The organism is Tunicatimonas sp., from assembly GCF_049647865.1.
Taxonomy (GTDB): domain Bacteria; phylum Bacteroidota; class Bacteroidia; order Cytophagales; family Cyclobacteriaceae; genus Tunicatimonas.
Genome location: NZ_JBARYM010000137.1, coordinates 1 through 11,602 on the forward strand (window position 1 = coordinate 1; position 11,602 = coordinate 11,602).

Below are 11,602 nucleotides of genomic sequence, written 5' to 3' on the forward strand. Positions count from 1 at the left end.
CTTCAAAAGGGTATAAATCAACAATTATTAGGTCCAACGCTGGAATATCTTACTCGCTAACCTGACTTTGATCACCTTCATTCTCACGACGATACAAGATACCGCCAAACACCTTTGGGTGTAGCGTTTTCACCCTTCCTCCTAAGATAGACGGATAACCGGTTAAGTCTTCTACTGCCGTAACTGAAGTGCCTTGTTCTTCAATAAATTTTTGGGTTCCTCCGGTAGAATAAATAGTCACTCCCATCTGATGTAGTTGCTGTATAATAGGTTCCAACTGATCTTTATGGTATACAGAGATAAGAGCCGATTGAATAGTATGATTCATAAGTATGTTAATTGTTCAATTGCTAAATTGTTCGATGGCTGATGGCTGATGGCTGATGGCTGATGGCTGATGGCTGATGGCTGATGGCTGATGGCTGATGGCTGATACTTAATCTTTCAATGTTCATAACTTTTCGTATTTCACCTTCCATCCCTCTATCTTTCTACTCTTTTCCGGTCTCCGGTCTTCTGCCTTATCGTTTCTTCAATAATTTGAGGATAGTACTCGTGCTCAAGGTGATGTACTTTATCGGCTACAGTTTCGGCAGTATCGTAGGGTTGTACCGTACAGCTTACTTGAAAAATAACGGCACCCTCATCGTAGTTTTCATTTACATAGTGAATAGTGATGCCCGTTACTTCTTCCTTCGCCTCTACTACTGCTTGGTGAACACGTATCCCGTACATACCCTTTCCGCCGTAAGCGGGCAGTAAGGCTGGATGAATGTTTACAATTCGATTTGGAAAAGTATCAATTAAGCCCGGCGGAATCATGAGCATAAAACCCGCCAATACAATCCAATCCACCTGATACGACCGGAGTTTTTCTAACACTCTATCAGTTTGGGTAAGTGCGCTCTTCTCGAGTATCTCTACCGGAATATTAAAGCGAGCGGCCCGGGCAATAGCTCCTGCGTTCGGATTGTTGGTAAGCAGCACGGCTACCCGAATAGAGGTATGGTCACGAAATCGCTCAAAAATCCGTTCGGCATTGGTGCCGCTGCCGGAGGCAAATACCGCCAAGTGTTTCATACGGGCGAATATACAAAATTAGTGATTGTTCTACGATGTTGCGAGGCGAAGTAGTATAGTGCTTATGTATTCATGTTGAACCCCTGAACACCGTTCCGCAATGGCTTGATCAAACTACAGTACCTTAATACTTAACGTTAAAAACTAAAAGAAGACCATACTAACAATTCCGCTCAATATCAGCAACTTACAAAAGTTATTTAGTAGCGTAAAATCACGCCGGGTATCGGCCCGTACTAAGCGAACAATGAAAAATGTAATAGGAACAACCAGAAGAATGAAGTACGTAATAAGGGTTTGATTACCTAACTTTCCGGATAGAAAGAACAAAAGAAAAATGAAGATAGCCGATAAAATATATAGCAAATTCTTAGTTCGGTAAATTCCCCAGGCTACTGGTAAGGTGCGACAGCCGAAGGTTTGGTCGCCAGGCAGGTCTTCCATATCTTTAATAATCTCTCGCAGCAGCGATATTGCGAATGCGAATAGGGCATAAGTAAACACCAGAAACTCCTGCTCACGGTAATAAATCCCCACCAATGCTACGGCCATACCAGATAATACTGCAATAATAAGATTACCAATAAATGGTAACCTCTTCAGACGATTAGAATATAACCATAGCAAAAAAACGCTTCCACAATGAATAACTCCTATTTGCCAAGAAAGTAGAAACCCTATCAGAATACCAAACATCGAGAGAGCTACGTGTCCAACCATTACATAACGACGCTTTAAGGTAGTGCCTACAACCACGCGCTGCGGCCGATTGATCAAATCAATTTTAACATCGTAATAATCGTTAATCATGTAACCGGCGGCCGCAATACAAACCGTAGAGAAAACCAGTAAAAACAACCGGACATCAGTAAGGTAGGCCCGTTGCCCGTAATGCACATCTACCAAAAAATAAGCGGCAAAGTACTGAGTTAAAGCTAGAAAAAGAAGGTTATACACTCGTGTGAGTTTAGCAAACCCCTTGGTCCAGTAAAATAATCGGAATGGTATCCGTAACGCTTTAACATTTCCCATGACTTTACTAAAACGTAAATTGCTCAATATTGATTTATCCAACAAGTAATAAAAAAGCACTTCAACGAATGAATCTCAGAAAATTTAGGTTATAACGCCTATTGCTATCAAGTACTCCCATTACCCTTTGCACATTTGGCAATAAATTCGGGTGATTACTAAGCTAGATAGTGACTGACGGTACAATAATTTAGCAAACTTGTAGTAACTTAGCAACTCGAATTAGATCAATTTCTTATGAATTCGCGGGAAGAACAATTATTAGCACTAGCGCAAGAACGAATTTTAATTTTAGATGGGGCCATGGGCACCATGATTCAGCGGCATAAGCTGGGAGAAGATGATTTTCGGAATGAAGCGCTGAAAGACCACCCTCATCCCCTGCAAGGGAATAATGACCTTTTATCGGTTACCCGACCCGATGTAATTCGCGAGATTCATCAGGCTTATTTTGAGGCAGGAGCTGATATTGCCGAAACCAATACGTTTAGTGGAACCGCTATTGCTCAAGCAGACTACGGACTGGAAAGCTTAGTGTATGATATTAACTTCCAGTCGGCGAAAATTGCTCGGAAGGTAGCCGATGAATTTACAGCTCGCGAACCAGATAAGCCTCGCTTTGTAGCCGGTTCTTTAGGGCCAACCAACAAAACTGCCTCTTTGTCACCCGATGTAAATGATCCGGGCTACCGAGCGGTAACTTTTGACGAACTAGTAGCGGCGTATCAAGAGCAAATTACTGGATTGGTAGAAGGCGGGGCAGATATGCTTTTGGTAGAAACAGTTTTTGATACCCTGAATGCTAAAGCGGCTCTGTTTGCGATTCAAACCTACTTTGAGGAAAATCATATTTCGCTACCGACTATGGTTTCTGGTACCATTACCGATGCGAGTGGACGTACGCTATCGGGCCAGACGACCGAAGCATTCTGGAGTTCGATTATGCATGGCAACTTATTCAGCGTGGGATTGAATTGTGCGCTGGGAGCTAAAGATTTACAGCCATATCTACGAGAATTATCGCGTCACGCTCATTGCTTGGTTACGGCTCATCCTAATGCCGGTTTGCCCAACGAGTTTGGTGAGTACGATCAAACTCCCGATGAGATGGCTGCTGAGATTGAGGCTTTCGCTCAAAAGGGATACTTAAATGTTGTAGGTGGCTGCTGCGGTACTACCCCTGATCATATTCAGGCCATTGCCCGAATGGCTGAAAACTATTCTCCTCGCCCGGTATCTCGCTTAAGTCTGCCCGTTACTGTATAATTATAGTTATTACTGCTTTATGTCGAAAACTTCGTTAGAAGATACTTTGGTTGCTCAGGTTTTATCTGATGCTAATATCCAACCTTTACGCCTCAGCGGACTGGAGCCCTTAGTTGTTAATGAGCATACGGGCTTTGTTAATATTGGTGAACGAACCAATGTAACCGGGTCGCGCAAATTTGCTCGCCTCATTGCCGAAGAAAAGTACGAAGAAGCTGTTGAAGTAGCTCGCGACCAAGTAGAAAATGGTGCACAAATCATCGATATTAATATGGATGATGGAATGCTAGACGGTGAAGCCTGCATGGTGAAGTTCGTCAATCTTATTTCTTCTGAGCCAGACATTGCCCGTGTTCCTTTCATGATCGATTCTTCCAAGTGGCCTATTATTGAGGCTGGGTTGAAAGTAGTGCAGGGGAAATCGGTGGTGAACTCCATCAGCATGAAGGAGGGAGAAGAAGAGTTCATTCGGCAGGCTAAACTAGTAAGGAAATACGGTGCCGCCGTTATAGTTATGGCTTTCGATGAAGATGGGCAAGCGGATAATTACGAGCGTCGTATTGAAATTGCACAGCGTTCCTACAACATCTTAGTCAATCAAGTAAACTTCCCACCTCAAGATATTATTCTTGACCTGAATATCTTCCCCGTTGCCACCGGAATGGAAGAGCACCGCCGTAATGCGCTGGACTTCTTTCTAGCTACAAAGTGGGTACGTGAGAACCTACCCGGAGCGCACGTAAGCGGCGGGGTGAGTAATGTATCGTTCTCTTTTCGCGGCAACAACACCGTTCGCGAAGCCATGCACTCGGCTTTTCTGTATCACGCCAAACGAGCCGGCATGGACATGGGCATTGTCAACCCTACCATGCTGGAGGTGTACGACGATATTCCGAAAGATTTGCTAGCACGAATTGAAGACGTACTACTTGATCGGCGCGATGATGCTACCGAGCGACTGATTGAGTTTGCCGAACAGGTAAGAGGGAACGGAAAAGAAAAGAAAAAAGTAGATGACTCTTGGCGACGTGAACCGGTAGAAAAGCGATTAGAATACGCATTAGTTAAAGGAATTGCTGAATTTGCTGAGCAAGACACGGAGGAAGCCCGTCAGCAGTTTGACCGGCCTATTCAAGTGATTGAAGGCCCCCTAATGGATGGGATGAATGTAGTGGGCGACTTGTTCGGAGCAGGAAAGATGTTTTTGCCCCAGGTAGTAAAAAGTGCCCGGGTGATGAAGAAAGCCGTAGCCTACCTTATTCCCTTTATTGAAGAAGAAAAAGGGGGCGTAGTCCAGAGTAAAGGAAAAATTCTGATGGCTACGGTGAAGGGTGATGTGCACGATATTGGTAAGAATATCGTGGCAGTAGTGCTAGGCTGCAATAACTACGATGTAATTGATATGGGAGTGATGGTTCCGGCTCAAAAAATTCTGGATAAAGCCCGCGAAGAAAATGTAGACATCATTGGTTTAAGTGGCCTTATTACCCCTTCGCTAGATGAAATGGTGAACGTAGCCAAGCTGATGGATGAGCAAGGATTTACTACCCCCCTACTAATTGGGGGAGCGACTACTTCCAAGATTCATACTGCGGTGAAAATAGAGCCGAGCTATCAGCAAGGGGTTATTCACGTGCTGGATGCTTCTCGTTCGGTACCAGTGGCTAGTAACCTGCTCAATCAGGAAGCTCGCGATGGCTTCAAACAGAAAATTCAGGAAGAATACCAGCAGATGCGCGATCGCCACGCCGGAAAGAAAACCCGTAAAGCGTTTACTTCCTTGGCTGAAACCCGAGCTAATAAGTTTCAAGTGGATTGGTCGGATCGGCAAGTAAAAAAACCGCAGTTTTTAGGCACGAAGGTCTTTAAGGAATATCCGTTAGAAGAAATTGCCCAGTACATTGACTGGACTCCATTCTTTATGACCTGGGAGCTGGCCGGAAAATTTCCTAATATTCTGGATGATAAAGTGGTAGGAACAGAAGCCCAATCCCTCTACGCTGATGCCCAGGAAATGCTGGCGAAGATGCTTCAGGAGAAATGGATTACGGCTAATGCGGTGATTGGTTTCTTCCCGGCTAATACCGTACGTTGCGACGATATTGAACTGTACCGTTTTAATAAAGGTGAGGAAGATCGTAGTCAGAAGCTAACTACTTTACATCATTTGCGCCAGCAAACTAAAAAAGCGGCCGGTAAAGAGTACTTCAGCCTAGCTGATTTTGTTGCGCCCAAAGATACTGAATTAACTGATTATGTGGGTGGTTTCGCTGTAACCACAGGAGTAGGCTCCGAAGAAATTGCCAAACGCTTTGAAGCCGACCACGACGACTATAATTCCATTATGGTGAAAGCTTTGGCCGATCGCCTCGCTGAAGCTTTCGCTGAATTAATGCACCGCCGTGTCCGTCGTGAATTCTGGGGCTACGCTCCCGATGAAGAATTAGACAACGAAGCCTTAATCCGGGAAAAATACGCCGGTATTCGTCCGGCTCCCGGTTACCCAGCTTGTCCTGATCACACTGAAAAAGAAACACTATTCTCCCTGCTAGATGTTACCGAAAATACCGGAATCTATCTGACCGAAAACTTTGCCATGTTTCCCGCTGCTTCGGTCAGTGGCTGGTACTTCTCGCATCCGCAGTCCCGCTACTTTGGCATCTCCCGCATTGATGAAGATCAGCTAAAAGATTACGCTCAACGCAAAGATATGCCGTTAGACGTATGCCGAAAATGGTTGAGTCCATACTTAGAGAATTAGTATTTTGTGGTACAGTATTGCGTTATTCCTGATACACCACGTACATCACGGTTTCGCCTACCGCTTTTAGCGTTTCCTGGCCAATAATGTCCATATTATCCGCATGAGTGTGGTGGTAGTCGGCAAAGTAGAATTCGCTGGTGGGTTCGTGCTCAATAATATTTACCATCGGAATTTTGGCTTGGTAGTTCACGTATACGTGGTCGTCTACGATATCAGGACTATTCTTATAAACAAAATACTGTCCGTGACCTAACTGATGCCCTGTATCCCAAATTCGTTTTAGTATACTAGGAGCCGCCTGACGAGAAACTCCTTCCTGGTAGAAAGTAGCGTTTTTCGCCCCTACCATATCCAGTAAGATGCCATAATACGCTGAATAGCGCGGTTCATGTTTGTTCTTCGACCAATACTGAGAACCTAAACACCAGTATACCTGCTGCGAACTTTCAGAAGCAGGTTCTTTGTAATTTTCCGGTTCTCCGTAATCTTCTCCATCAAACAGAATAATATCAATCCCCACATCGGGGAGCGAATCCTGGTTTATTGCCCGAGCCATTTCTAATAATACGGCTACTCCACTAGCTCCATCATTCGCTCCTAAAATGGGTTCTTCGATTCGCGTCGAGTCTTTATCAGCGTAAGGTCGAGTATCCCAGTGAGCTGCCAACAAAATACGCTTCGATTTATCGGGCTGATAGGTAGCAATAATATTATTAAGATTAAGCACAGTGCCATTGTAAGCGGTAGCTTCAAACGATTGTAATTGCACTTCAGCACCAAACTGTTCTAATTTTTCTACTAGATATTCCTGGCATTCTTGATGCGCGACTGAGTTAGGTACGCGTGGCCCAAAAGCTACCTGAGCTTCCAGATAAGCGTAAGCTGAGTCAGCATTATAGGTTGGAACGTACTTTGGCTCTTCGGTTTGCTTCGTTGTTTCTTCTACTGAGCCCGACTGGCAACCTACCAAAAAGGTAATGCAACTTATTATACAATAGTGCGGCCAGATTTTGTTCGTCATAGCATTGCTATTATTATTTTCTTTTCAGCATAACGGTGAATAAAACTAAAAAATTTGCGAACCAATGGTAAAAATGAATTTTGTTGATTCTGGTGTTGTTGCATCAACAGGCTAAATAGGTAATCATAAATATCTTCAGGGATAGTAAGTCACTTTCTTCAATACCTTTGCTTTAAATAACATATTTGCTAACTTTGCAGAAGTTTGTTACGGCAACATTCAAGAGGGGGCAATCGTCCCCTCTTTTTTGTTATAATTTATGGCAATACCAGACAAAATTACGCAGTGGGTTTCTAGTCTTTTGGAGGAAAAAGATAGTCGTTTTTTTCTGGTAGACACTCGTGTGAACCAAACTCCTGCTGGTACTAAAGTGGTTGTACACGTTGATGGTGACGAAGGAATTTCTATTGATACATGTGCTGAGGTGAGTCGAACTTTGGCTAGTCGGTTGGAAGAGGAAGAATTAGTTAGTGGGAAATACGTACTAGAGGTTTCTTCACCCGGTTTAGACCAGCCGCTGAAGCTGTATCGGCAGTATCAGAAAAATGTAGGACGCACAGTGAAGGTGCTAACGCAGGATAGCAAAACCATTCAAGGAATATTACTAAGTGTATCAGATGAGGCCATAGAACTTGAGTCGGCAGCTAAAGGTAAAAAGAAGAAGAAAAGTGAACCGCCGCAGGTGGTCCGCATTCCTTTTGATCAAATTAAAAAAACTAACGTACTAGTTACATTCTAAGCATATGATGGATACGGCAACTTTAATCGAGTCGTTTGCGGATTTTGCCCGGGGCAAAAATATTGACCGTCCCACCATGATTCGCATTCTGGAAGACGTTTTCCGGGCGATGGTTCGTAAGCGATACGAAACTGACGAAAACTTTGATGTTATTATTAACGCTGACAAAGGCGATCTGGAGATTTGGCGCTTTCGGGAAATTGTAGACGACGATTCCGAAGATATTTGGGACCACGACAAAATAAGTCTTACCGAAGCACAAAAAATTGAACCTGATTTTGAGATTGGTGAAGAAGTAGCCGAAGAAATTAAGCTGGAAGATTTTGGGCGTCGTACCGTAATGATGGCTCGCCAAACACTAATTCAGAAAGTAAAAGATCTGGAGAAAGATATTCTATTTCAGAAGTACAAGGATTTGGTAGGCGAAATTATTGTTGGTGAGGTCTACCAAATTCTAAGCCGCGAGCTTTTGCTGATTGATGGTGAAGGCAACGAATTAATTATGCCTCGTTCGGAACAGATTCCGAAAGACCGGTTTCGCAAGGGCGAATCGGTACGGGCGATTGTTCACCGAGTAGAAATGGTGAATGGAAACCCGCGCATCATTATGTCGCGCACCTCCGAAAAGTTTCTGGAGCGTTTGTTTGAGATGGAAGTTCCCGAGGTGTACGACGGCCTGATTGAGATGAAGAATACTGTGCGTGAACCCGGCGAACGGGCCAAAGTAGCGGTAGCCTCTTACGATGACCGAATTGATCCGGTAGGAGCCTGCGTAGGAATGAAGGGCTCAAGAATTCACAGCATTGTGCGGGAGTTGCAGAACGAAAACATCGACGTAATTAACTTTACCGACAATTTGGAACTGTATATCACCCGCTCCTTAAGTCCAGCTAAAATTAGCTCTATCAAAATTGATGAAGATGAAAAGCGAGTATCAGTTTTCTTAAAGCCCGATCAGGTATCATTAGCCATTGGCCGAGGCGGTCAAAATATTAAACTTGCCAGTCGTTTGGTGGGTTATGAAATTGATGTGTTCCGCGAAACGCTTGGGCTAGAAGCCGATGAGGATGTTGATCTGGATGAATTTTCTGATGAAGTAGAAAGCTGGGTGATTGATGAGTTCAAAAAGATTGGGCTGGATACCGCCAAAAGTGTACTATCATTAACGAAAGAAGAGTTAGTGAGGCGTACCGATTTAGAAGAAGAAACGGTGGAGGATATCCTTTCTATCCTACGCCAGGAATTTGAATAAAATTTTACAAAACGCGAAAAATAACTCATATTTGAGTATGGTAGAAGAAAAAACGATGAGGCTTAGCCAAGTTGCCCGAAAATTCAACGTGGGACGTAACACCATCGTGGAATTTTTGAGCAAAAAAGGCTTTGATATAGATCGTAGTCCGAATGCAAAAATTCCAAAGGATCAGTACGATGTGCTAGCCAAGGAATTCGCCTCATCGGCTATGGATAAAGAAGAAGCGTCGGCGCTTACCATCGGTAGTCGGGAAGAGAATCAGATTATTGATGCTACTGGAAAACATACCCCGCCGGAGAAGCAAGACGAAGAGGAGCTGTTTATCAAAAAATTAGAGGCTGAGAAAGCCTCTCGGGAAGAAAAGCAGGTTACGGAAAGTACAGAGCCCCAGGAGGCTCCATCACCCCCTAAGAAGGAAGAAGAAACAGACAGTGTGGGCGCTCCTAAGCTACAGGGATTGAATGTATTAGGTAAGATTGACCTGGATGAGGTAAGCAGCAAGAAAAAGCCAAAGCCAGCTAAACAGAAAAAAGAGGCTGAGGAAGCTCCTAAGGTAGAAGCCGAAAAGGAAGAAGCTAGCCCGGCAGCAAAAGTTGAAGACGTAGCACCCAAAGAAGAGGTAGCACCTCCGGCGGTTCAGCCTAAGGATGAACCTGAGCCTCCTCAAGAGGAATCTAAGCCAACAGAAGAAGCTCCTGCTGCTGAAAATACTGAGGTACCTGAAGCGAAGGAGAAACCAGCCGAGCAGGCAGATGAAAAAGAGGCTGAGAAAACGGCGAATGAAGAACCGGAAAAGGCCAAAAAAGAAGAAGTTGAAGAGAAGAAAGAGCCGCAGGTAATTAAAGCCAAGGCTGACAAACTGCAGGGCTTAAACGTATTGGGTAAAATTGAATTGCCTTCTGAGCCTAAAAAGAAAGATAAAGCAACTCCGGTGGCATCTTCGGATGAGCGCAAGAAAAAGCGTAAGCGTCGCCGCCGTATCAAGGATGATAGCCGACCTAACACACAGCAAGGTGGAAGGCAGGATAATCGCCAGGGTGGAGGCCGACAAGATAATCGCCGAGGCGGCAGCAAGCGAGGTGGCGGTAAGAAGAAGGAGGAAATTTCCGATAAAGAGGTACAAGAGCAAATCAAAGAAACGCTGGCGCGCCTGAGCGGTGGTAACAAAAGACGAGGAAAAGCTCGTCAAGATCGTCGCAGAGATGCCCGAAAAGAACGGGAGGAACAGGCAATACAGGAGGCGCAGGAGCAACAAGCGCTGAAAGTAACTGAGTTTATCTCAGCCAACGATTTAGCATCGCTAATGAATGTGAGCGTAAACGAGGTGATTTCCACCTGTATGTCGCTCGGCATGTTTGTTTCCATTAACCAGCGATTAGATGCTGAAACGATTACCGTCATTGCTGATGAATTTGGTTTTGAGGTAGAATTCGTTGATGCTAAAGAAGAGATTGCTGTTGAGGTTAAAGAAGATAGTGCCGAGGATTTAGAGGATCGTGCGCCGATCGTAACAATTATGGGGCACGTTGACCACGGTAAAACATCCTTACTTGACTACATCCGTAGTTCTAAGGTAACCGAAGGCGAAGCTGGCGGAATTACTCAGCATATTGGAGCTTATGATGTAATGACCGAAAGTGGTAAACGCATTGCTTTCCTGGATACTCCGGGTCACGAAGCTTTTACTGCTATGCGAGCCAGAGGCGCCCAAGTAACTGACGTAGTAATTATTGTGGTAGCTGCCGATGATGCCGTAATGCCTCAAACTAAAGAGGCAATTAATCACGCTCAAGTAGCGGGAGTTCCCATTGTAATTGCGATCAATAAAATTGACCGTCCGAATGCTAACCCTGATAAAATTCGTGAAGAATTGTCGGGAGTTAATATTCTGGTAGAAGAATGGGGTGGAAAATATCAGAGCCAGGAAATATCAGCTAAAACTGGGCAGGGCGTTGATGAACTGTTAGAGAAAGTACTGCTCGAGTCAGAGCTACTGGAGTTAAAAGCTAATCCTGACCGCCCGGCGGCTGGAACGGTGATTGAAGCTACGCTCGACCGTGGTCGTGGCTACGTGACTACCCTTTTGGTAGAATCAGGTACCATGAAGATAGGTGACGTGATCTTAGCTGGTTCACAGTTTGGTAAAGTGAAAGCGATGTTTGATCACCGGGGCAAGAAGATGGAAAGAATTCCCCCCGCTACTCCGGTGCAGATGCTCGGTTTGGATGGAGCTCCACAAGCGGGTGACAAATTTAACGTGATGGAAACTGATCGGGAAGCTAGGGAGATTGCTACCAAGCGAGAGCAAATCCAGCGCGAACAGTCACTACGTACCAAAAAACATATTACGCTAGATGAAATTGGTCGTCGCTTAGCGATTGGCTCATTCCGTGAACTAAACGTTATTGTGAAGGGTGACGTAGATGGTTCGGTAGAGGCTTTATC

6 protein-coding genes and 2 pseudogenes are annotated in these 11,602 nt (G+C 44.6%); 4 read left to right on the plus strand and 4 right to left on the minus strand.

Translation table 11 applies throughout. The annotated features are described in order from the left end of the window. Nucleotides 1-52: 52 nt before the first annotated feature. The 3 genes and pseudogenes from WBA23_RS04325 to WBA23_RS04335 all read right to left on the minus strand — a co-directional run. Nucleotides 53-328, minus strand: a pseudogene (locus WBA23_RS04325) (bifunctional phosphoribosylaminoimidazolecarboxamide formyltransferase/IMP cyclohydrolase); the annotation flags it as partial. Nucleotides 329-483: 155 nt separating this feature from the next. Beyond that, nucleotides 484-1,080 (minus strand): phosphoribosylglycinamide formyltransferase, encoded by a 597-nt coding sequence (gene purN, locus WBA23_RS04330; RefSeq protein WP_424581020.1) that lies wholly within the window; start codon nucleotides 1,078-1,080, stop codon nucleotides 484-486. Nucleotides 1,081-1,224: 144 nt separating this feature from the next. Continuing rightward, on the minus strand, nucleotides 1,225-2,112 hold the full coding sequence (locus WBA23_RS04335; protein ID WP_424581021.1) for a geranylgeranylglycerol-phosphate geranylgeranyltransferase: 888 nt from the start codon (nucleotides 2,110-2,112) through the stop codon (nucleotides 1,225-1,227). Between the two features lie 237 nt (nucleotides 2,113-2,349). On the opposite strand from WBA23_RS04335, the pseudogene metH reads away from it, so the two are divergent. Beyond that, nucleotides 2,350-6,139, plus strand: a pseudogene (metH, locus tag WBA23_RS04340) (methionine synthase). 22 nt (nucleotides 6,140-6,161) lie between these two features. Here metH and WBA23_RS04345 read toward each other — a convergent pair. Next, nucleotides 6,162-7,163 (minus strand): M28 family peptidase, encoded by a 1,002-nt coding sequence (locus tag WBA23_RS04345; RefSeq protein ID WP_424581022.1) that lies wholly within the window; start codon nucleotides 7,161-7,163, stop codon nucleotides 6,162-6,164. A gap of 259 nt (nucleotides 7,164-7,422) precedes the next feature. On the opposite strand from WBA23_RS04345, the gene rimP reads away from it, so the two are divergent. From rimP to infB, 3 genes are all read left to right on the plus strand, one after another. Beyond that, nucleotides 7,423-7,902: a ribosome maturation factor RimP gene (gene rimP / locus WBA23_RS04350; RefSeq protein ID WP_424581023.1), complete on the plus strand. Its 480-nt coding sequence runs from the start codon at nucleotides 7,423-7,425 to the stop codon at nucleotides 7,900-7,902. Nucleotides 7,903-7,909: 7 nt separating this feature from the next. After that, nucleotides 7,910-9,154: a transcription termination factor NusA gene (gene nusA / locus WBA23_RS04355; protein WP_424581025.1), complete on the plus strand. Its 1,245-nt coding sequence runs from the start codon at nucleotides 7,910-7,912 to the stop codon at nucleotides 9,152-9,154. A 37-nt stretch (nucleotides 9,155-9,191) separates the two neighbouring features. Then, nucleotides 9,192-11,602 (plus strand): translation initiation factor IF-2 (gene infB / locus WBA23_RS04360; protein WP_424581024.1); only part of this gene is annotated, 2,411 nt, incomplete at its 3' end.

Excerpts from the sequence above, each read along its gene's own strand:
- rimP (WP_424581023.1), top strand. The coding sequence starts at position 7,423 with ATGGCAATACCAGACAAAATTACGCAGTGGGTTTCTAGTCTTTTGGAG.
- purN (WP_424581020.1), bottom strand. The coding sequence starts at position 1,080 with ATGAAACACTTGGCGGTATTTGCCTCCGGCAGCGGCACCAATGCCGAA.
- nusA (WP_424581025.1), top strand. The coding sequence starts at position 7,910 with ATGGATACGGCAACTTTAATCGAGTCGTTTGCGGATTTTGCCCGGGGC.
- WBA23_RS04335 (WP_424581021.1), bottom strand. The coding sequence starts at position 2,112 with ATGGGAAATGTTAAAGCGTTACGGATACCATTCCGATTATTTTACTGG.
- WBA23_RS04345 (WP_424581022.1), bottom strand. The coding sequence starts at position 7,163 with ATGACGAACAAAATCTGGCCGCACTATTGTATAATAAGTTGCATTACC.